22 protein-coding genes are annotated in these 20857 nt (G+C 39.5%); 8 read left to right on the top strand and 14 right to left on the bottom strand.

Features of this window, described 5'->3' with window-relative positions; all coding sequences use genetic code 11:
* Positions 1-175: 175 nt before the first annotated feature.
* The 5 genes from BKK47_RS02210 to BKK47_RS02230 all read left to right on the top strand — a co-directional run bounded on the left by BKK47_RS02210 (position 176) and on the right by BKK47_RS02230 (position 4734).
* On the top strand, positions 176-1057 hold the full coding sequence (locus BKK47_RS02210; protein ID WP_077493292.1) for a D-alanyl-D-alanine carboxypeptidase family protein: 882 nt from the start codon (positions 176-178) through the stop codon (positions 1055-1057).
* A gap of 233 nt (positions 1058-1290) precedes the next feature.
* Positions 1291-2172: a metal ABC transporter substrate-binding protein gene (locus BKK47_RS02215; protein ID WP_077493293.1), complete on the top strand. Its 882-nt coding sequence runs from the start codon at positions 1291-1293 to the stop codon at positions 2170-2172.
* Positions 2172-3077 (top strand): ATP-binding cassette domain-containing protein, encoded by a 906-nt coding sequence (locus BKK47_RS02220; RefSeq protein WP_077493294.1) that lies wholly within the window; start codon positions 2172-2174, stop codon positions 3075-3077. Before BKK47_RS02215 ends, BKK47_RS02220 begins: the two co-directional genes overlap by 1 nt.
* A 3-nt stretch (positions 3078-3080) precedes the next feature.
* Positions 3081-3929, top strand: a complete 849-nt coding sequence (locus BKK47_RS02225; protein WP_077493295.1) for a metal ABC transporter permease — start codon at positions 3081-3083, stop codon at positions 3927-3929.
* Positions 3922-4734, top strand: coding sequence for a metal ABC transporter permease (locus tag BKK47_RS02230; protein ID WP_077493296.1), 813 nt, complete (start codon positions 3922-3924; stop codon positions 4732-4734). The genes BKK47_RS02225 and BKK47_RS02230 overlap by 8 nt, the downstream gene beginning before the upstream one ends.
* Before the next feature lie 29 nt (positions 4735-4763).
* Here BKK47_RS02230 and rlmC read toward each other — a convergent pair whose 3' ends face one another.
* The 11 genes from rlmC to rpmH form a co-directional block, all read right to left on the bottom strand.
* Positions 4764-5936 carry a 23S rRNA (uracil(747)-C(5))-methyltransferase RlmC gene (gene rlmC, locus BKK47_RS02235; protein WP_077493297.1) on the bottom strand — a complete coding sequence of 391 codons (1173 nt, stop codon included), beginning with the start codon at positions 5934-5936 and terminating at the stop codon, positions 4764-4766.
* Positions 5933-6979, bottom strand: coding sequence for a beta-N-acetylhexosaminidase (nagZ, locus tag BKK47_RS02240; RefSeq protein WP_077493298.1), 1047 nt, complete (start codon positions 6977-6979; stop codon positions 5933-5935). Before nagZ ends, rlmC begins: the two co-directional genes overlap by 4 nt.
* 3 nt (positions 6980-6982) lie before the next feature.
* Complete coding sequence (locus tag BKK47_RS02245) at positions 6983-7333, bottom strand: DUF1425 domain-containing protein (RefSeq protein WP_077493299.1); 351 nt, start codon at positions 7331-7333, stop codon at positions 6983-6985.
* A complete protein-coding gene (hinT, locus tag BKK47_RS02250) occupies positions 7333-7683 on the bottom strand; it encodes a purine nucleoside phosphoramidase (protein ID WP_077493300.1) in 351 nt (116 codons plus the stop codon). Before hinT ends, BKK47_RS02245 begins: the two co-directional genes overlap by 1 nt.
* A 326-nt stretch (positions 7684-8009) precedes the next feature.
* Positions 8010-9872, bottom strand: a complete 1863-nt coding sequence (locus BKK47_RS02255; protein WP_077493301.1) for a SurA N-terminal domain-containing protein — start codon at positions 9870-9872, stop codon at positions 8010-8012.
* A 62-nt stretch (positions 9873-9934) separates the two neighbouring features.
* Complete coding sequence (locus tag BKK47_RS02260; RefSeq protein WP_077493302.1) at positions 9935-10501, bottom strand: manganese efflux pump MntP; 567 nt, start codon at positions 10499-10501, stop codon at positions 9935-9937.
* A 12-nt stretch (positions 10502-10513) separates the two neighbouring features.
* A complete protein-coding gene (gene mnmE / locus BKK47_RS02265; RefSeq protein WP_077493303.1) occupies positions 10514-11872 on the bottom strand; it encodes a tRNA uridine-5-carboxymethylaminomethyl(34) synthesis GTPase MnmE in 1359 nt (452 codons plus the stop codon).
* Positions 11873-12012: 140 nt separating this feature from the next.
* A complete protein-coding gene (gene yidC, locus BKK47_RS02270) occupies positions 12013-13632 on the bottom strand; it encodes a membrane protein insertase YidC (protein WP_077493304.1) in 1620 nt (539 codons plus the stop codon).
* Entirely contained in the window at positions 13632-13892 is a 261-nt protein-coding gene (gene yidD, locus BKK47_RS02275; protein ID WP_077493305.1) for a membrane protein insertion efficiency factor YidD, read from the bottom strand. The genes yidC and yidD overlap by 1 nt, the downstream gene beginning before the upstream one ends.
* Complete coding sequence (rnpA, locus tag BKK47_RS02280; protein ID WP_077493306.1) at positions 13856-14215, bottom strand: ribonuclease P protein component; 360 nt, start codon at positions 14213-14215, stop codon at positions 13856-13858. Before rnpA ends, yidD begins: the two co-directional genes overlap by 37 nt.
* 12 nt (positions 14216-14227) lie before the next feature.
* Positions 14228-14362, bottom strand: a complete 135-nt coding sequence (gene rpmH / locus BKK47_RS02285; RefSeq protein WP_005539760.1) for a 50S ribosomal protein L34 — start codon at positions 14360-14362, stop codon at positions 14228-14230.
* 323 nt (positions 14363-14685) lie between these two features.
* Between rpmH and dnaA the strand changes: the two genes are divergently transcribed.
* The 3 genes from dnaA to recF are packed head-to-tail and all read left to right on the top strand — an operon-like array spanning position 14686 to position 18253.
* The gene (gene dnaA / locus BKK47_RS02290) at positions 14686-16050 is read left to right on the top strand and encodes a chromosomal replication initiator protein DnaA (RefSeq protein WP_077493307.1); all 1365 of its coding nucleotides are present in this window, start codon (positions 14686-14688) and stop codon (positions 16048-16050) included.
* 9 nt (positions 16051-16059) lie between these two features.
* Positions 16060-17160 carry a DNA polymerase III subunit beta gene (gene dnaN / locus BKK47_RS02295; protein WP_077493308.1) on the top strand — a complete coding sequence of 367 codons (1101 nt, stop codon included), beginning with the start codon at positions 16060-16062 and terminating at the stop codon, positions 17158-17160.
* 1 nt (position 17161) lies between these two features.
* Positions 17162-18253: a DNA replication/repair protein RecF gene (recF, locus tag BKK47_RS02300; protein WP_077493309.1), complete on the top strand. Its 1092-nt coding sequence runs from the start codon at positions 17162-17164 to the stop codon at positions 18251-18253.
* Between the two features lie 121 nt (positions 18254-18374).
* Here the strand turns inward: recF and iscX are convergent, their stop codons facing one another.
* The 3 genes from iscX to hscA all read right to left on the bottom strand — a co-directional run bounded on the left by iscX (position 18375) and on the right by hscA (position 20856).
* The gene (gene iscX / locus BKK47_RS02305; RefSeq protein WP_077493310.1) at positions 18375-18569 is read right to left on the bottom strand and encodes a Fe-S cluster assembly protein IscX; all 195 of its coding nucleotides are present in this window, start codon (positions 18567-18569) and stop codon (positions 18375-18377) included.
* On the bottom strand, positions 18569-18910 hold the full coding sequence (gene fdx / locus BKK47_RS02310; RefSeq protein WP_077493311.1) for an ISC system 2Fe-2S type ferredoxin: 342 nt from the start codon (positions 18908-18910) through the stop codon (positions 18569-18571). Before fdx ends, iscX begins: the two co-directional genes overlap by 1 nt.
* Before the next feature lie 86 nt (positions 18911-18996).
* Positions 18997-20856, bottom strand: coding sequence for a Fe-S protein assembly chaperone HscA (gene hscA / locus BKK47_RS02315; protein ID WP_077493312.1), 1860 nt, complete (start codon positions 20854-20856; stop codon positions 18997-18999).
* Position 20857 lies beyond the last annotated feature (1 nt).

Genomic DNA, 20857 nt, shown 5'->3' on the forward strand with positions numbered 1-20857 from the left:
AGCCTGGTATAAAAATGAGCAGCGATTTTACAGATTTGTTAGAAGATAAGCTAGCAGATTTCAAAAACAAGAACATTTCTGACCGCACTTTTTACGATTCAGATCACAAAAATAAGCGTTCTTTTAGAAAAAAGTGCGGTAAAATGCGTCTCTGTTTTATTTATCGGTACTAAAAATGTTTAAAAAATGCTTTTCAGTTCTGTGTCTATGTATCCCTACAATATCAATGGCGCAATCCTATGTCGTTTACGATTTCACTCATGATAAAGTATTGGAAAGTAGCTCGCCCAACCGTGTTCAACCGATTGCATCGGTAACAAAACTAATGACTGCAAATGTATTTTTAGAAAATAATAAAAATCCTCACTGCACAACTTCTATTACAGATGATGATCATGACTATATCAAAGGTACCCGCACAAAATTACCGACGTATACACCTATTTCCTGTAATGAATTACTAAAAGCAATGCTGGTTCATTCCGATAACTATGCCGCTCATGCACTTTCCCGTTCAGCCGGAATGAGCCGTCTCCAATTTATTCAAAAAATGAATGAAAAGGCTCGTGAACTTGGTATGCGCTCTACCCGATTCACTGATAGCTCCGGTTTGTCGGACAGTAATATTTCAAGCGTGATGGATTTGGTTAAACTGACTAAATATTCCTTGAATAATCCGCAAATTAAGAATTTTTCTAATATGCCAAGTGCTTATATTCAAGCCGGCGGGCGTCAGGTATTTGTGAGAAATACCAACAAATTGGTACGAGAAGAAGTATTCGATGCCGCAATTAATAAAACCGGCTATATTCGTGAATCAGGCTACAATCTAGTATTTGTTAATAAGCACCTTTGCCGAAATTCAGCCATTGGCGTGATTAGTCTAAATAATAGTTCCTCCCAATTCCGCACTAATTTCACCAAGAACAAATTAGAAAAATACGGCTGTATTGCGGGACACCGACTCAATAATTTCACACCTGCTGATGCACAATATGAAGAAGGTTACGATGAAGAAGGGTTAAGCAATCTGATTGAACAACTTTCAAAACAATAAGTTTCTCTGTTCTACCAGCAATATGCCGGTATATTTTTATTCCTACAGCCATAAACATTTAAAAGCATAGAAAAAATCTATCGTCCTTTTTGATATGCTAATCACTATAAAATAAAATCTTAGAAGTTGATAATCATTTTTATTTGAAATCTCTACAAAAAGTAGTACTATTGTCCCTGTGAATGTAAACTCTTGTGTATTCACCTATAAATTCTACTTTATACGGAGATCTTATGCGAATTTCATTAAAAATTATGACCGCACTTGCCTTAGGTTTATTTACGATGCAAGCTAATGCAAAATTTAAAGTCGTTACTACTTTTACTGTTATCCAAGATATTGCACAAAATGTAGCCGGCGACGCAGCAACCGTAGAATCTATCACAAAGCCTGGAGCGGAAATTCATGAATACGAACCGACACCAAAAGACATCGTAAAGGCACAATCTGCCGATTTGATTTTATGGAACGGTTTAAATTTAGAGCGTTGGTTTGAACGTTTTTTCCAAAATATTAAGGATAAACCAGCCGTAGTGGTGACAGAAGGTATTACACCTCTTTCTATTTATGAAGGCCCTTACAAAGACGCGCCTAATCCGCACGCTTGGATGTCACCTTCTAATGCATTGATTTATATTGAAAATATTAAAAATGCGCTGATAAAACATGATCCTCAAAATGCCGCGGTATATGAAAAAAATGCGGCAGACTACACACAAAAAATTAAACAATTAGATGAACCACTTCGTGCTAAACTTGCACAAATTCCGGAATCTAAACGTTGGCTGGTCACCAGCGAAGGAGCTTTCAGCTATTTGGCGAAAGATTACAACTTAAAAGAAGGTTATTTATGGCCAATTAATGCCGAACAGCAAGGAACGCCTCAACAAGTTCGTAAAGTCATTGATTTGGTTCGTAAAAATAATATTCCGGTAGTGTTCAGTGAAAGTACTATTTCACCTAAACCGGCACAACAAGTGGCGAAAGAAAGCGGGGCAAAATATGGGGGAGTATTGTATGTAGATTCTCTTTCAACCAAAGAAGGGCCTGTACCAACCTATATTGACCTATTGAATACTACAGTATCTACCATCGTTAAAGGATTTGAAAAATAATGGACTCATTTTCGACATCAATTTGGGTGAATGACGTAACTGTTCGTTACAACAACGGGCATACTGCGATTCACGATATGACCTTTTCACTCAATGACGGTACGATTTGCGCACTGGTTGGCGTGAACGGTAGTGGAAAATCAACCTTGTTTAGAAGCCTAATGGGGTTGGTGAAACCACAAAAAGGTGAAATAAAACTATGCAACCTACCGATCTCTCAAGCTCTAAAACGTAATCTGATTGCTTATGTTCCGCAATCGGAAGAAGTGGACTGGCAATTCCCTGTTTCCGTTTATGATGTCGTAATGATGGGGCGTTATGGATATATGAATCTTTTACGTATCCCAAAAGCTATTGATAAACAGAAAGTGCAAGAGGCTATGCAACGTGTAAACATTGAGCATCTTGCACATCGCCAAATTGGCGAACTGTCCGGCGGGCAAAAAAAACGAGTGTTTTTAGCTCGGGCACTGGCACAACAAAGTCCAATAATTTTATTGGATGAGCCTTTCACTGGGGTAGATGTTAAAACGGAAAACGCTATTGTAGATTTATTGCAGCAACTTCGTAGTGAAGGGCATCTAATTTTAGTTTCGACTCACAATCTGGGTTCTGTGCCTGATTTTTGTGATCAGGTTGTGATGATCAATCGCACGGTCATTGCTGCCGGCAAAACCGAAGATACCTTTAACCAACACAATTTAGAGATCGTCTTTGGTGGTGTGTTGCGCCATATTAGATTACAAGGTGAAGACTTACATAATGATGAAGACAAACGCGCAGTAACAGTCCTGACCGATGATGAAAAAGCAGTAGTATTCTATGGTGAAACTAAACAAGATCCTCCCGCCACGACACAAGATTGCTATTCTGATACGTCCGCTAATAAAAAAGAGAAGGAATAACCTATGCTAGATTTACTACTCGAGCCCTTCTCTTATGACTATATGCTGAAAGCAATGATTTTGAGTACGGTTGTCGGTGGAATTTGTGCTTTTTTATCCTCCTATTTAATGCTCAAGGGCTGGTCATTAATTGGTGATGCCTTATCACACTCCGTTGTACCGGGTGTTGCCATTGCTTATGCGTTTTCCTTGCCTTATGCGCTTGGTGCATTTTTTTCAGGTATTTTAGCCGCAATTTCTATTTTATGGATTAAATCTATTTCGAAGCTAAAGGAAGATGCCGTTATCGGCTTTATTTTCAGTACATTTTTTGCGTTCGGGTTATTGATTATTTCCTTAAATCCAACTGCCGTAAATGTGCAAAGTATTATTTTAGGTAATATTTTGGGAATTGCAGATGAGGACATCTACCAAGTTTCGATCATTATCGGTATTTGTTTAGTCTTGCTTTTATTATTCTGGAAAGATCTACTACTGATTTTTTTCGATGAAACTCAAGCGATTACCGTAGGACTTTCACCACTTTTCTATAAAACCTTATTTTTTACCTTATTAAGTGCTTGTGTCGTCGCTGCATTACAGACCGTAGGAGCAATTCTTGTGATCGCAATGGTCATTACACCGGGCGCCACGGCTTACTTACTGACAGACAAATTTAAAACCCTAGCGATCATTGCCGTTATACTAGGTTCAATCACCAGTTTTGTGGGCGTTTATATTAGCTATTATTTAGACGGTGCAAGCGGGGGAATAATTGTTACACTGCAAACTTTACTTTTCTTGCTTGCGTTTTTATTTTCCCCAAAATACGGCTTACTTACTCGCAATAAAAAGGCGGTACCCAATGTTTGATTGGTTTTTCGAGCCTCTCCAATTTGCTTTTATGCAGAATGCGTTGCTCACAGCATTAATTGTCTCTACTATCTGTGCCCTACTGTCCTGTTATTTAGTATTAAAGGGTTGGTCGCTAATGGGTGACGCGATTTCTCATGCCGTGCTACCCGGAATTGTATTAGCCTATCTAGTAGGTATTCCTCTTGCTATCGGCGCATTCCTATCCGGCATTTTTTGTGCCTTCGGCGTGGGATATTTAAAAGAAAACAGTCGAATTAAAGAAGATACCGCCATGGGTATTGTGTTTTCAGGAATGTTTGCCATCGGATTGGTGATGTTTACCAAAATTCAAACCGAGCAACATTTAACCCATATTTTGTTTGGCAACGTATTAGGGGTCAGCAATATTGAATTAATACAAACTGCGGTCATTTCTACCTTTGTTTTTGTTGTTATTCTCTTTAAGCGCCGTGATTTACTACTTTATTGTTTTGATGCAAGCCACGCTCGAGTCGCCGGTCTCTCACCACAAGTTTTGCATTATAGCTTGCTTATTCTAACTGCGCTTACTATTGTCAGCACCATGCAGGTGGTTGGCGTAATTTTAGTGGTTGCCATGTTGATAGCACCGGGAATTACTGCGCTTACATTGACGAAATCCTTTGATAAAATGCTATGGGTTGCCGTCATAACCTCTGTCATTTCAAGCCTTATGGGTGTGATTTTAAGCTATCACTTTGATGCCTCAACGGGCGCTTGTATCATTTTATTGCAGGCGGCAATTTTTGTCCTTGCATTAGCCTATAGCAAAATTAAACAATAATTCAAGGCGGATATTATCCGCCTGAATCATTAATTGGTGACACGCTCTAATAATGTCAGCACCTCATAATGTGCCGTATGCGGAAACATATCAAAAAGCTGAATTTTGATAGGCTTATAATGTGTCAGATAGCGTAAATCTTTCCCCATAGAAATCGCGTTACAACTGGAATATAAAATAAAGTGCGGTCGGATTTGATTGAGAAATTCACTCAATTCCCGCCCGATTCCACGACGTGGGGGATTTACGATAACCAAATCCGGTTTTTCCCCATTTCCATTCAATGCAAAATTTGCCGCATCTAAAGATTGAAATTTCACGTTCTGTAACGCTAACTTTTGATCGGACATTTTTGCCGCCAAAATTGCCGATGGCGAAATTTCAATGCCTGTTAACTCAACGTTCTGCCCTTGTTTTTGTAATCCATAGGCACAATGCAAACCAAAACCGCCCACACCACAAAATAAATCCCATAACTTTGTGATAGGCAAACCTTTTATCCATTGTTGTGCCGTTTTATATAATCTTGCAGCAACCTGAGGATTCGTTTGGAAAAACCCTTGGGGACGGATAAAAAGCGGAATATCATTAAAATTTTCCGCCAGAAACTGTTTTTCTGTTAGAAAAATTTCTTGCTCCCCTTCCAAAATCGCAGCGTGTTGGGATTGCAAATTCACACTAACCACCTCTAATTGGGGCAATTTGCTGAGAAGCCCTGCCAGTTCCCGATAAATTAATGCCAATTTATTTTCAGAACGCAACACAAAACGTAACATTAATTTTCCTGTTGATATGCTTTCTGTCAGCAAAATATATTTAAGTTCGCCTTTCTTCTTGGCAACGTTGTACGGCACTAAACCGGCACGCCCGATAAAATCTTTCAGAATAGAAAAAATTGCGCCAAAATGCGTGGGATAAAGAGGACAATCAGACAAATCAATCGCACTATTCGGATCATTAGACTCTTGTAAAATGCCAAGAATCGGGCGTTCCACCGAACCGCTGACAACCATTTTGGCTTTATTGCGAAATCCCGACAGGCGGGATTGGAAAGGTGGCAACCAAACCAAATCATCGCAATTCAAATGGGAAAGTTGTATTTTAAGATGAGTGATTTTCTCAGAAAGTTGTTGTTCGTAGGGCATTTCAAGCCATTGACATGAACGACAATTTCCCGCTTGATAATGGTGGCAGTCAATCATGCTTTGCTCGCCAGCCATTCTTGTTGCAGTACCGCTAACTTTTTATGATTTTCCAGCCAGCGTGCTGTTTCGATTAATTCAGACCAGTTATATGATTTTTTCTTAAATAAACTTTTTAAGCGAGTTTGACGTTGAATAAAGTGCGGTTGATTTTCCGAGAGTTTTAATTGATCTAACACTTGAACCACACCTTCCCGTTCATTACAAAGTAACAATAAATCACAACCGGCATTTAATGCTTTTTCACTACGCGCGACAAAATCTCCCATAAATCCGGCACCTTTCATACCTAGATCATCGGAGAAAATTGCTCCATTGAAATTCAGTTTTTCACGTAAAATACGCTTTAACCAATATTCTGAACCACTTGCCGGCTGGCTATCACATTGGCTATAAATAACATGAGCAGGCATAATGGCATCTAATTTTTGCCGAGCAATTAATTGTTGGAAAGGTTGAATATCTTGACTAAAAATCTCAGTCTGAGGACGTTCATCATAAGGCGTTTCTAAATGAGAATCTGCCAATACCTGTCCATGACCGGGAAAATGTTTACCCGTTGTTGCCATGCCGGCCTCATGCATTCCATCAATAAAAACGCTTGCTAAATTGACTGCACTTTTCACATTAGCACTAAAGCTACGATCCCCAATAGCACGGCATTCATGCCCCAAATCCAACACTGGAGCAAAACTTAAATCAATATCAAGAGCAGCTATTTCCGTCGCCATTTGCCAGCCGGCTTCCCTTGCCCAACATTGTTGCTGCTGCAAATCATCGGACAATGAGGCAAAAGCTTGCATTGCCGGTAATTGCGTAAAGCCTTCACGGAAACGTTGCACTCGACCGCCTTCTTGATCCACTGTAATGAGTAAAGGCTTCTTCACACGCTCACGCACGGATTTCACCAATGCCTGAATCTGTTCTCGATCATAAAAATTTCGTGTAAACAAAATTAAACCGGCAACCAGAGGATGTTCCAACAGCTCGATTTCTTCTTGGCTTAATTCGTAGCCTTCAAGATCAATTAATAAAGTAGACATAATTTACTGTAAATAAAGACGATAATTGGTACTTTCTGATGTCGGTTTCATCAGCTCAATGGCTTTACTTTCTTGAGCTTGTAAGCGCAACTTTCCAACAACGCTCTCTCGTTGATCCGTCCAAACTTGAGTAATACCCTGTGCGTTATACCAAAAAAGATGATAATTCACATTAATAGGTTGGGCGCTTTTATTTTTTACCCATGCAGAATCTGCCGACACTTTCACTTCAACAACAGGAGCAAGCTCCGCTGTTATATTCAAAATTGGGTTATTTGTATGAACTAAATTCGGTCCTGAAACGGAACAAGCCGAAAGTACAATACTCGAAAAAATAATCAGTGATTTCTTCATTATTTTCCCAACATTTTGCCAAGCGGTTCGCCCCCGAGCAGGTGCATATGAATATGGAATACTTCCTGCCCGCCATGCTTGTTACAGTTAATAATTAAACGATAACCATCTTCCGCAATACCCTCTTGTTTGGCTAATTTTGCCGCCACAGTGAACAAACGACCAAGTGAAACTTCATCTTGTTCGGTTACATCATTTATGGTTGGAATTAATTTATTTGGAATAATTAAAATATGGGTTTTGGCTTGCGGTGCAATATCACGAAATGCGGTAACCAACTCATCTTGATAAACAATATTAGCGGGAATTTCTTTGCGAATAATTTTACTGAAAATGGTTTCTTCTGCCATGGGATTTTCCTTTCATCAATGAAAAAAGTGCGGTTGAAAATTATGACATTATGTCGCAGTTGCACAAATTTGATTATGGTTTATTCAGTAGGGACACACTACGTGTATCCTCTATAAAAACAAACAATTTCAATGGGTTATTAAGTGAACGCACTCAGTGCGTCCCTACATTTCATTGACATTTCTGTTTTGTGCATTCTCTGAATAATGCTAGAAAATTACCGCACTTTTTATCAGAAATCAGGCTTGATTGCAATTTACCTTTATTCTCTCAAGAAAAAAGCCTATGTTCCCTTCCCATAGGCTTCTAGGTCAGAACTCACAAATTAGTTTTCATCTTCTTGTTTGATAAAGGCTTCATTAATTTCAATTTTTGCCTTATCACGCAATGCTTGTAAAAGTTGTGTACGTAATTCAAGTTGCTGCGTTTGACGGAGTTGCTCTCCGAATTGAGCTAATTCTTGCTCATTCAGTTCGCCTTGCTCCACTTTACTCAGCGCTGCGACTATCACATCACCTTTACTATTACGCACCATTTTATACACTGTTGCGCCATTTGCCGGTTTTTCCATGGAGAAAATACCATTGGTTAAAATCGGATCTTGATTTTCAGTAAAGGCAAAAGTTTGTTCCGTACCGAAAGAAATACCCTCCGGCAATTTATTTGGATCTGTCGAAAGATCATTAACCGATTGTGTAGCCTTCGTAATCAACATTTTTTCCGCTTTTTCACGTTTTAAAAAGTTTTCAATATCCGATTTTGCTTCATCTAATGTTTTTATGCCTTCAGCTTTATGATCTAACACACGTACCAAAACAATATTTTGTTCCCCTATATTTAACGGTTCGGAATTTGCTCCTCCATTTGAAATATCGGAATCAAACATCGCAGAAACCACATTAGGTGAATTTAACGCTTCCGGTACATTTTCACGAGAAAAATAACCGCTTTCTTGCACTTTTACGCCGGCTACGTTTGCTGCACTCTCTAAAGATTTAGAGTCTTCAAAAGCTTTTTCACGTACATTTTTTTCGACTGTGTAAAAGCGGTTTTCCAATAAGTTTTTACCCACTAAATCTGTGATTTGTGTTTTCACTTCATCTAGCGGTTTTTCTTTACGCTCCTCGACTAAAATAATGTGAAAACTCCCCTCAACATTGACCGGTTCGCTAAATTTTCCGACCTGAAGCATAATTGCAGCATCTTCAAAAGCCTTTGGTAATTCATTGATATTTACCCAACCTAATTCGCCCCCCTTCTCACCTGAAACTTTATCTAGCGAACGTGTTTTAGCTAACTCGGCAAAACTTGCGCCATTCTGTAATTCTTGATAAGCAGTTTGCGCATCTTGTTCATTGGAAAATTGAATATGCGCTAATTTCTGAGTCATAAACTGTGCTTTATTATCTTGATAATATTGCGCAATTTCCACATCACTTACTTGAATATCTTTTGCTACATCGGCGCCTGAAACTTGGATATATTGTACTTTTACTTGTTCAGGTTGCACAAAAGCTTTTTGATTGGCTTCATAGTAAGTTTTTACTTCATCTTCAGTGATATTCTGTTTTGCCATTTCATCAGCAAGGGATAATGTCGCTAAACGAGCAATACGTTTTTGAAAGAAAAGTTGAGCACTATCTTTTACTTGAACAGGCACTACAAATTCACTATTTGCAATACCGTTTTGCATTTGTTCAAGTGTCAGTGCACCACGCAAAATATTCGCATAGGTATCCGAACTTAAGCCATTTTGTGCAAGAATTTGTTGATATAATCCATTGTCAAATTTTCCATTAGATTGAAAATTCGGATCAACCACAATGGCTCGTTTGATCATTTCATCGCTTACACCTAATTTCAATTCTTTCGCATATTGACGAAGCAATTCTTGATCAACCAAACGATTAATAATTCCCTGACGCAAAGTATTGACAAATTCAGGCGAATCGGACTGAGTTAAAAATGCCTCCCCTTCTTGTGCCGCACGAGCTTCAAATTCTTGGTTATAACGATTCATAAACTCTTGCTGGGAAATGGTTTCGCCATTGACCTTTGCGGCATAAGAATCATAGCTACTAAATAAATAACCGGACATCCCCCCTACTAAGAATGAAATGGTAATCAGTCCGAGAATAAATTTAGCAATTTTGGTATTTGCCATACCATTCATTTTTTCAATAAACATATTTACCCTTTTTAAAAGACAAAATTTTTCGAATTATAATCGAAAGCGAGGAAATTCGCACCTTAAAATACGAAAACATCGTGCTCAAATAAAATTTTAATCCCGATAATAATGATGACTAAACCGCCAAAAATTTCGGCTTTATTTTTAAATTTTCTTCCTAAAAAATGACCGCTCTTTATGCCGATAAAAGAAATCACAAAAGTAGTAAAACCAATAGTCCATACTGCCTCAATAATATCCACATACAAAAAAGCAAATGAAATACCGACCGCCAGCGCATCAACACTCGTCGCCAAACCTAAAGTAAGTAGTCGTTTAATATTGATTAAATCTGAAATCTGCTCTTGTTCTTCTTCGGAGAACCCCTCACGGATCATATTTGCCCCAATTAATAGTAAGAGAATAAACGCAATCCAGTGATCCCATTCCTGAATAACTTTGCTAAATTGCGCCCCTAACACATAACCGATAAGTGGCATTATTGCTTGGAAACAACCAAAGCAAAGGGCTATCATCACTGCCTGTTTCCATCTAAAAGAGAGCATAGCAAGTCCTTTAGAAATCGAAACGGCAAAGGCATCCATCGATAGTCCCAGTGCAATAATCCACAGTATATAAAATGCCATGGTTATCTGCCTTTATTTGCCAATACAAAATGAGCTGAAAATATTACTGAGTAAATCATCCGAGGTAAATTGTCCGGTAATTTCACTTAATTGCGCTTGCACCAGACGTAATTCTTCCGCCAATAATTCTCCTGCATGAAATTCCGTTAATTGAACTAAACCAATTTGCAAATGCTCCGCCGCTTTTTCTAATGCTTCTAAATGGCGACGACGGGCTAAAAATCCGCCTTCAATACCGGTTTGGAATCCCATGGCTTGTTTTAAATGATCACGGAGTAACTGCACGCCTTTGTGTGTTTGAGCTGACAAGCGAATGATTTGATAACCGTTTTCTTCACTCAATCCTTCTTGTTCATCAGTTAAATCAATTTTATTACGCACAATCGTCACAGGAATATTTGTCGGTAATTTCGCTAAAAATTCTGACCGCACTTTTTCAAGATTTTGGCTCTCCGTATCACTACTGTCGAGCATTAAAATAATACGATCCGCTTGTTCTATTTCTGTCCAAGCACGAGAAATACCGATTCGCTCCACTTCATCAGTAGCCTCACGAAGCCCTGCCGTATCAATAATATGGAGCGGCATACCATCAATGTGAATATGCTCACGTAAAACATCACGTGTGGTTCCTGCAATATCGGTTACAATCGCGGCTTCACGACCGGCAAGGGCATTCAATAGACTGGATTTCCCCGCATTCGGACGACCTGCAATCACGACCTTCATCCCCTCACGCAAAATCGCACCTTGCTTTGCTTCACGGCGTACATCATCCAGTTGGGTAATAATTCCACGTAAATTCGCTTCAATTTTGCCATCCGCTAAGAAATCAATTTCTTCATCAGGGAAATCGATCGCCGCTTCCACATAGGTTCTCAAATAAATAACCGAATCGACCAAGGCATTGACTTTATGTGAAAATTCACCTTGTAAAGACTTCAACGCCGAACGGGCTGCCTGTTCGGAAGTGGCATCAATTAAATCGGCGATAGCCTCCGCTTGCGCCAAATCCAATTTATCATTTAAAAAAGCTTGTTCGGAAAACTCCCCCGGACGAGCTAAACGAATACCATCAATTTGCAAAATACGTTTCAGTAATAAATCAAGTACAATCTGTCCGCCATGCCCTTGCAATTCCAATACATCTTCACCGGTAAAAGAATTCGGTGCTTTAAAATAAAGGGCAATGCCTTGGTCTAATACCGTTCCATCAACATCTTTGAAAGGTAAATAGTCCGCCATACGCGGTTTCGGGCATTTACCCAATACGTTGTTCGCAACTTCGCCCGCTAAAGGTCCGGAAATCCTTAAAATACCAATGCCACCCCGCCCCGGTGCTGTGGCTTGTGCAACGATTGTTTCTTTCATAAAAAACTCTTTTAAAAATGACCGCACTTGGATGCGCTAAAAAATACAATAGGGTGTATGCTATACACCCTCAGAGATATCATCAATACCCTATGATAGAAAAAGGCACCTTTCGATGCCTTTTTCCACATAATTACGAATTATTTTTTCCGAGAATGTAACCCTTTTTTCTCTAATCCACGGTAAATCAGCTGTTGCTGTACAATAGTGATTAAGTTAGACACTAACCAGTATAATACCAAACCTGCCGGGAACCAGAGGAAAAAGAACATAAAGATCAATGGCATAAAATTCATCACTTTTTGCTGCATTGGATCAGCCACCGGTGTCGGAGACATTTTTTGCAGCAAATACATCGAAATACCCATCAAAATCGGCAGAATGTAATATGGATCTTGTGCGGATAAATCTTGAATCCAACCAAAGAATGGTGCGTGACGAAGCTCAACGGCTTCCATAAATGTCCAATATAGCGCAATGAAAATCGGCATTTGCAGAAGAATCGGCAAACAACCGCCTAACGGATTAACTTTTTCCTCTTTATAGAGTTTCATCATTTCTTGGCTCATACGCTGACGATCATCACCAAAACGCTCACGCATTTCTTGCATTTTTGGCTGTAACATACGCATTTTTGCCATTGAGGTATATTGTGCTTTTGTGAGTGGATATAGAATCGCTTTAACAACAATAGTTACACAAATAATCGCCACACCCCAGTTAGAAACGATTCCTTGGATGAAAGTGAGTAACCAGAATAACGGTTTCGCAATAAACCATGCCCAACCATAATCAACAGTCAAGTCTAAGTTATTTGCCACTTTTGCCATATCATTTTGAAGTTTAGGACCTGTCCATAATGAGCTGGAAATTGTTTCTTGTGCACCTGCAGGAATTGTCACGACTGGTCCGCGATAACCAATTGAAGCCACATTATTTTTTGTATCAGTGAGGGTATAAAGTTGATTATCCACATCTTGATTCGGAATCCATGCAGAAACAAAGTAATGCTGTAATACGGCAACCCAACCGGCTTTGGTATTGATAGAAAGATTCGCATCTTTCATATCAGCGAAACTGTATTTCTTATAATTGGTTTCTGATGAAGAATAAGCACCACCGGTATAAGTTGGCATTGCTACATTGCCACTACTTTCCACTAATGTATGTTTTAATTGACCATAAGGCTCTACTTCAATGGTTTCACCGCTTTGGTTATTGATTTTATAATCTACACCAAGATCATAACTACCGCGTTTTAACACAAACACTTTTTGATAGGTTACCCCATCTTTTTCAAAAATTAATGGAATAGAAAGGGAATCTTGTCCTTCGGCTAATTTGAAATGATCACCTTCAATTTGATATTGTGCGCGACCGGATTTGGTATCAATCCCATTTTTACCAATCAAGCCACTTTGTGCGATATAAATATGTTCCGGAGAATCTTTTAGCAGCACAAATGGTGTTTTAGAATCTAACTCTGCATCATATTTTAAGAGTTCAGAACTCACTACATCACCACCTAGAATATCTACTTTTAGACGTAGAACATCATTTTCAAGGGTGATAATACGACCTTTAACCGCTGAATCAGGAGCAATTTGTGTTGATGAAGAGGAACTTGCAGGTACATCTGAAGTAATTGAAGTTGTTTGTTCAGCTGCCGGAGGTGGATTTTTATCCATTTGCCACTGCTGATAAACAAGGAAAGAAATAAACATTAGCGCTAACACTAACAGGCTACGTCTTGAGTCCATTATTTTTTCTCATCGTTATTATTGGTTTTTGGTGGAACCGGATCGAATCCACCCTCGTTCAAAGGGTGACATTTTAATACACGTTTTAGTGTAAGCCAACCACCTTTTAACAATCCGTGTGTTTTTAACGCTTCAATGCCATAACATGAACAAGTAGGAACAAATCGACAACGCGGACCGAGCAAAGGACTGATCGTCATTTGATAAATTCGGATTAAACCAATTAAGATTTTTGAGCCAAACGAATGTGTCGCTGCCATAATTTTTCTAACGTTTGACGAAATGTAACCTTATCAAGCTTCGCAATTCCACCTTTTGCGACAAAAACAAAATCACTAGCAGGTAACTGATGCTGATACAAACGAAAACTTTCACGCACTAAGCGCTTAATTCGATTGCGATCATGCGCGCGTTTCAAATGTTTTTTTGCGACAGTTAAACCTAAGCGGGGATGTTCAAGATTATTTTTTCTTGCGAGGATACTCAGTTCAGGCGTGCTAGCTCGAAACGGTTGTTCAAAGACATTTTTGAATTGAAGGGGAGTCAGCAAACGTAACTCCCTAGAAAAGTTTAGCTTAACCACTAAGAATAGCGATTATGCAGATAAACTTTTACGACCTTTAGCACGACGACGGGCTAAAACTTGACGGCCGTTTTTAGTTGCCATACGAGCACGAAAACCGTGAGTACGGCTACGTTTTAATACAGAAGGTTGGAATGTACGTTTCATTTTAATTTACCTAAATCTCAAATGTTTACTGTTTTGAATCCAAAACAAATAAGGGTTATAAAAAATAGGACGTAATTCTAATCATAAATCAGGTGTTCGTCAAACTAAGAAAGGAAATTTTTAAAAAACAATCTTGCCTCTCTCCAAAATCATCGCAATCACACATAATTCAAATAAAATATAGAATCACCTTTTTAGCTTTTTCCCGTTTCTTAAGAAGATTTTTTGCCAAGATTATTGTAGAATCTCTAAAATTTTTGATTGTACTTATATCGTATATCCAATTTATTATAAGTGGAAAGCAGCATTAAGGATAGTTTATAGTGAGCCTCTCTAATCTTTGGCAAGATTGCCTTTCTCAATTACAAGATCAAGTTTCCGCTACCGATTTAAGCACTTGGCTTCGTCCATTACAAGCTGATACGGTCTCTCAAGATAAAATCGTACTTTATGCTTCAAATATGTTTGTAAAAGGTTGGGTTGAAACCCATTACCTCAAACAAATTCATCAAATTTGCCAAACACTTTCACAAAATCCAAATTTACAAATTATCCTTAAGGAAGGGGTAAAACCAACTCCAAAAGCCATTATTAAACCTACGATACAATCGGCTGAAAGTGCGGTCAATTCCGATGATAAAACTGAAATAGAAAAATCGTTGAAATTCGACTCACATCTAAATACCAAGCATGTGTTTGAAAACTTTGTCGAAGGTAAATCAAACCAATTAGCCCGCGCAGTCGGACAAAAATTGGCACAAGCGCCCGGAGAGGCTACTGCAAATCCGTTCTTCTTATATGGAGGAACAGGGCTAGGAAAAACCCACTTATTGCACGCTATTGGTAACGGTATCTTGGCAAATAAGCCCAATGCTCGGGTACTTTATATTCACGCCAACAATTTTATGCAACACATGGTAAAAGCAATGCGTGACAATAATATGGATCAATTCAAAAAGTTCTATCGTTCACTTGATGCCCTTTTAGTGGATGATATTCAGTTTTTTGCCGAAAAAGAAAAAACTCAAGAGGAATTTTTCCATATTTTCAATAACTTATTTGAAACCGGTCGCCAAATCATTTTAACCTCTGATCGCTACCCGAAAGAAATTGAGAAAATTGAAGAGCGTTTAAAATCCCGTTTTGGTTGGGGATTAACTACCGCCATTGAGCCACCTGACTTAGAAACCCGTGTGGCAATATTATTGAAAAAAGCGGAAGAACATCAAATGCATCTACCGGAAGAGGTGGCATTTTTTATCGCTCAACGTTTACGCACGAATGTACGCGAACTGGAAGGCGCTCTCAATCGCGTGAAAGCAATGCAAGATTTTAAAGGCGGTGAGATTAATATTGATTTTGTCCGTGACACCCTGAAAGATATTCTTGCTTTACAAGAGCGTTTGGTAACCATTGATAACATTCAGAAAACAGTAGCTGAATACTATCGAATCAAGGTATCGGATTTAAAATCCAAAAGCCGTCAGCGCTCGGTAACACGTCCCCGCCAAATCGCTATGGCACTGGCAAAAGAATTAACAAATCGCAGTTTGCCGGAAATCGGTCGGGCCTTTGATCGGGATCACACCACCGTGCTGAACGCTTGCCGTGAAGTGCCAAAATTTCGTGAAAAAGATAACAGCATTCAAGAAGATTGGGCGAATTTAATTCGTACCTTATCCGCATAAGGAGCCACTATGCAATTCAGTATTTCTAGAGAAAACCTTTTAAAACCGTTACAACAAGTTTGTGGCGTATTGAGCAGTCGCCCAAATATTCCCGTATTAAATAATGTTTTGCTACAGATTAAAGACAATCGTTTAACCATTACCGGTACTGATTTAGAAGTTGAGCTTTCAACTCAAACTCAGCTTTCCTCCTCTTCCTCTAACGGTAACTTTACTATTCCGGCAAAAAAGTTCTTAGATATTTGCCGTACTTTATCCGATGAATTTGAAATTACCGTCACATTTGAAGAAGATCGCGCCATCGTACAATCAGGAAGAAGTAAATTTAACCTTGCTACTCTCCCAGCAGAAGAATATCCAAATCTAACAGACTGGCAATCAGAAGTGGATTTTGCTTTACCACAAAACACCTTACGCCGTTTAATAGAGGCGACACAATTTTCTATGGCAAACCAAGATGCCCGTTACTTCTTAAACGGAATGAAATTTGAAACGGAAGGTAATTTACTCCGCACCGTTGCAACCGATGGTCATCGCCTTGCAGTTTGTACTATTGCCCTCGAACAAGAACTGCAAAATCACGCGGTAATTTTGCCACGAAAAGGAGTATTAGAACTCAATCGACTGTTGGAAAACACAGAGGAAACGGCCCGTTTACAAATTGGTACCAATAACCTGCGCATCCATTTAAATCATATTATCTTTACATCAAAATTGATTGATGGGCGTTTCCCTGATTATCGTCGCGTACTACCACGTAATGCGGATAAAATTGTAGAAGGTAGCTGGGAAGCCTTAAAACAGGCTTTTGTTCGTGCATCAATTCTTTCTAATGAACGTGTACGTAGCGTACGTTTGAATTTAACCGAAAACCAACTCAAAATTACTGCCTCCAATCCGGAACACGAAGTAGCGGAGGAAATTGTGGACGTTATGTATTCCGGCGAAGAATTAGAAGTCGGTTTTAATGTAACTTATATTTTGGATGTATTAAATACCCTAAAATGTCAACAAGTCCGTATCCGCTTAACGGATGCCTCATCCAGCTGTCTTATTGAAAATTGTGAAGACAACAGTAGCGAATATGTGATTATGCCGATGCGTCTATAAGATGGCAATTTCCCGTTTACTGATTGAAAAATTTAGAAATTTAAATGCCGTAGATCTTGAATTAGATCGCGGCTTTAACTTTTTGATCGGCAATAACGGGAGTGGGAAAACCAGCCTGTTAGAGGCAATTTTCTATTTAGGTCACGGGCGCTCCTTTAAAAGTGCGGTCACAAATCGCATCATTTCTTATGACGAACCACATTTTACTTTGTTTGGAAATATTCAAGAAAAGCAACATCAGTGGTCAATAGGATTACAAAAACTTCGTCAAGGCAACACAATTGTAAAAATCAACGGTGAAGATGGAAACAAAATTTCCGATCTTGCTCACCTCCTTCCTATGCAACTTATCACCCCGGAAGGCTTAACTTTACTCAATGGCGGTCCAAGCTATAGGCGAGCATTTTTAGATTGGGGTTTATTCCATCATCACACTCATTTTCATTCTGCTTGGCGCAACCTAAATCGCCTATTAAAACAACGCAATGCGGCACTCAATCAGCATCAACCTTATTCTGCAATAAAAATTTGGGATATTGAATTATCAAAACTTGCTCACGATGTCAGTGATTGGCGCACAGAATATGCGGAAGCTTTACGTACAGATATTGAAAAAACCTGCCAACTTTTTTTACCTGAATTAGACATTAGCGTCAGTTTCCATCAGGGTTGGGATAAAGATACCGAATATAGCGATTTACTGGAACAAAATTTTGATCGAGATAAAGCCCTTGGCTATACTTTTTCCGGTCCGCAAAAAGCAGATTTTCGTTTCAAAGCGAATGGATTGCCTGTCGAAGATGTACTTTCTCGCGGACAATTAAAATTACTCATGTGTGCTTTACGCCTCGCCCAAGGGGAACATTTAATGAAAGAAAAGCAACGCCATTGTATTTTTTTAGTTGATGATTTCGCCTCGGAATTGGATCCGTTTAAACGCACATTACTCGCCGAACGTTTACAACAAAGCGGATCGCAAGTATTTGTGACGGCAATTACACAGAAACAGTTAAAAGAAATGAAAGCAGAAACTGGAAGATTATTTGAAGTAAAAGATGGTGTTATTTCTCCACTTGAAAAACAAATCAATTAGTAACTTAGCAAGATCTAAACAACCAATGATGAGATTACCCATCACATCAGTTCAAGAAGTTAAGTAAAAAAACGAAAGAATTTAATCTTTATAAAAAAGCCCGCAAAAGTGCGGGCATTTTTTACTCATATTCCTCTAACCACTTCAATAAAATGGCTTCAAGAATCGTCTCGTTAGATTTTTGTGGATCATCATCAAAATCTTCTAATTCACAAATCCACTGATGTAAATCCGTAAAACGGACAGTTTTAGGATCAAGATCAGGGTTGCGATCATACAATTCTTCCGCAATAAGTTGTGAATCCGTCCATTTCATTAGTGTGCCGCCTCATTTGCATGATTAAGATTATATTTTGGGATTTCCACTACTAAATCATCATTCCCCACCACACACTGACAAGAAAGACGGCTATCCATTTCCAAACCCCAGGCTTTATCCAGCATATCTTCTTCTTGATCGCTGGTTTCATTTAAAGAATCAAATCCTTCACGAATAATCACATGACAGGTCGTGCAAGCGCAAGAACCGTCACAAGCATGATGAATCTCTACCCCGGCATTATGAGCCACTTCTAATAAGTTATCACCGGCAGCCGCATCCACGACCATACCTTCTGGGCAAAATTCTTCATTTGGTAAAAAAATCACTTTTGGCATAATACTTTCCTTAAATCACAATGATTAAAAAACAGCTTACGTTAAACAATAGGTTAAAACTCACCTCAATTTAACCGCACTTTTATTTACAGTTTTTCCATATCCGATACATTCTTACCGGTTAAAGCACGATTAATACTGACATTCATTCGTCTTGCGGCAAACTCTTGTGTGGCAGCATCTAAGGCTTTAATGCCTTGTGCAATGGCATGACGATCACTCCCCAGTTTCACCTCCATCAATTGTTTCAACACTGCTTCAATATGATGAAATTCTTCAGTGCTAAGCAATGCGGAACCATCTGCCTGTAATGCCACAATCACACTCTCAATCACACGATCAGCTTCCACACGTTGCTCTGCCAACTCACGGGCCTGCAAATCTTCTTGTGCATGATCAAAGGAAGATTTGATCATCGCCGTCACTTCCTCATCGGTTAAACCATAAGATGGCTTAATTTGAATTGATGCTTGCACTTTGGTGGATTTTTCCATCGCTGTAACACTTAATAAACCATCGGCATCCACTTGGTAAGTCACACGAATATGCGCCGCACCGGCTGCCATTGGCGGAATACCGCGTAAAGTGAAGCGTCCAAGTGAACGGCAATCCGCCACTAATTCACGCTCACCTTGCACCACATGCACGGTCATTGCTGTTTGACCGTCTTTAAAGGTGGTAAATTCTTGTGCTCGAGCAACAGGAATGGTGGTATTGCGTGGAATAATTTTTTCCACCAAGCCGCCCATGGTTTCAATACCGAGTGAAAGTGGTACCACATCAAGCAATAGCATATTGGCATCGGTTTTATTGCCGACTAAAATGTCCGCTTGAATCGCCGCCCCAAGTGCCACCACTTTATCCGGATCGATAGAAGTGAGTGGGTTTTTGCCAAAAAATTCGCCTACTTGCTCACGAACATAAGGCACACGTGTTGAACCGCCCACCATCACCACTTCTTGGATTTCATTTGCATCGATATTGGCATCTTTTAATGCTCGGCGACAAGTGAGTAACGAGTGTTTTACAAGTGGATGAATTAATTCATTAAATTGATCACGCGTCATTGTAATGGAAAAATCTTGCCAAGAAATGACCGCACTTTCCGCCTGACTCAAGGCAACTTTCGCTTGAGCAGCAAGGATTAACAGCTCTCGTTGTTGATTGACATTTTGTGGTTGGAACTGCGTTTGTGTTACGACCCAATCAGCAATGCAATGGTCAAAATCATCGCCCCCCAATGCCGTATCACCACCTGTTGCTAATACCTCAAACACGCCTTTAGATAAACGCAGGATGGAAATATCAAAGGTTCCGCCGCCTAAATCATAAACTGCAACAATCCCTTCTTGGCCACTATCCAAGCCGTACGCCACCGCGGCGGCTGTGGGTTCATTCAATAAGCGTAATACGTTCAAACCCGCCAAACGTGCCGCATCTTTCGTACTTTGGCGTTGCGCATCGTCAAAATAGGCAGGAACCGTAATAACAACGCCTGATAGTTCCCCTCCAAGACGTTGTTCTGCGATATGATTCAAATGTGCCAAAATATCGGCAGACACTTCCACAGGGCTTTTTTTCCCTTGGTTTGTAAGGATCAATGGCAAGCCATTTTCACTCGCCACAAAATCATAAGGCATATTCAGATAACGTGCCTGCACATCGGTTAAGCTTCGTCCTATTAAGCGTTTTGCAGAAACTATCGTATTTTTAGGATCAGTTGCTGCTTGAGCAAAAGCCTCTACCCCGACTTGTTTTTCCTTTTTTCCATAATGCACCACGGAAGGAACGAGGCTACGCTCCTGCTCATCATTTAAAATTACGGCTTGACCGCTTCTAACCGAAGCAATCAAGGAATTGGTTGTCCCTAAATCAATCCCTACCGCTAAACGATGCTGATGAGGCGCTGCGGTCTGTCCGGGTTCTGAAATCTGTAATAATGCCATA

Source organism: Rodentibacter mrazii (genome assembly GCF_001998825.1).
GTDB classification, from domain to species: domain Bacteria; phylum Pseudomonadota; class Gammaproteobacteria; order Enterobacterales; family Pasteurellaceae; genus Rodentibacter; species Rodentibacter mrazii.

Bases quoted from the DNA above. Each gene is read 5' to 3' on its own strand.
- yidD (WP_077493305.1), bottom strand. From the start codon at position 13,892: ATGGCAGCGACACATTCGTTTGGCTCAAAAATCTTAATTGGTTTAATC.
- yidC (WP_077493304.1), bottom strand. From the start codon at position 13,632: ATGGACTCAAGACGTAGCCTGTTAGTGTTAGCGCTAATGTTTATTTCT.
- BKK47_RS02255 (WP_077493301.1), bottom strand. From the start codon at position 9,872: ATGTTTATTGAAAAAATGAATGGTATGGCAAATACCAAAATTGCTAAA.
- BKK47_RS02245 (WP_077493299.1), bottom strand. From the start codon at position 7,333: ATGAAGAAATCACTGATTATTTTTTCGAGTATTGTACTTTCGGCTTGT.
- BKK47_RS02210 (WP_077493292.1), top strand. From the start codon at position 176: ATGTTTAAAAAATGCTTTTCAGTTCTGTGTCTATGTATCCCTACAATA.
- fdx (WP_077493311.1), bottom strand. From the start codon at position 18,910: ATGCCAAAAGTGATTTTTTTACCAAATGAAGAATTTTGCCCAGAAGGT.
- iscX (WP_077493310.1), bottom strand. From the start codon at position 18,569: ATGAAATGGACGGATTCACAACTTATTGCGGAAGAATTGTATGATCGC.
- dnaN (WP_077493308.1), top strand. From the start codon at position 16,060: ATGCAATTCAGTATTTCTAGAGAAAACCTTTTAAAACCGTTACAACAA.
- BKK47_RS02230 (WP_077493296.1), top strand. From the start codon at position 3,922: ATGTTTGATTGGTTTTTCGAGCCTCTCCAATTTGCTTTTATGCAGAAT.
- rpmH (WP_005539760.1), bottom strand. From the start codon at position 14,362: ATGAAACGTACATTCCAACCTTCTGTATTAAAACGTAGCCGTACTCAC.
- BKK47_RS02215 (WP_077493293.1), top strand. From the start codon at position 1,291: ATGCGAATTTCATTAAAAATTATGACCGCACTTGCCTTAGGTTTATTT.
- mnmE (WP_077493303.1), bottom strand. From the start codon at position 11,872: ATGAAAGAAACAATCGTTGCACAAGCCACAGCACCGGGGCGGGGTGGC.
- recF (WP_077493309.1), top strand. From the start codon at position 17,162: ATGGCAATTTCCCGTTTACTGATTGAAAAATTTAGAAATTTAAATGCC.
- BKK47_RS02260 (WP_077493302.1), bottom strand. From the start codon at position 10,501: ATGGCATTTTATATACTGTGGATTATTGCACTGGGACTATCGATGGAT.
- hscA (WP_077493312.1), bottom strand. From the start codon at position 20,856: ATGGCATTATTACAGATTTCAGAACCCGGACAGACCGCAGCGCCTCAT.
- hinT (WP_077493300.1), bottom strand. From the start codon at position 7,683: ATGGCAGAAGAAACCATTTTCAGTAAAATTATTCGCAAAGAAATTCCC.
- BKK47_RS02225 (WP_077493295.1), top strand. From the start codon at position 3,081: ATGCTAGATTTACTACTCGAGCCCTTCTCTTATGACTATATGCTGAAA.
- nagZ (WP_077493298.1), bottom strand. From the start codon at position 6,979: ATGTCTACTTTATTAATTGATCTTGAAGGCTACGAATTAAGCCAAGAA.
- BKK47_RS02220 (WP_077493294.1), top strand. From the start codon at position 2,172: ATGGACTCATTTTCGACATCAATTTGGGTGAATGACGTAACTGTTCGT.
- rlmC (WP_077493297.1), bottom strand. From the start codon at position 5,936: ATGATTGACTGCCACCATTATCAAGCGGGAAATTGTCGTTCATGTCAA.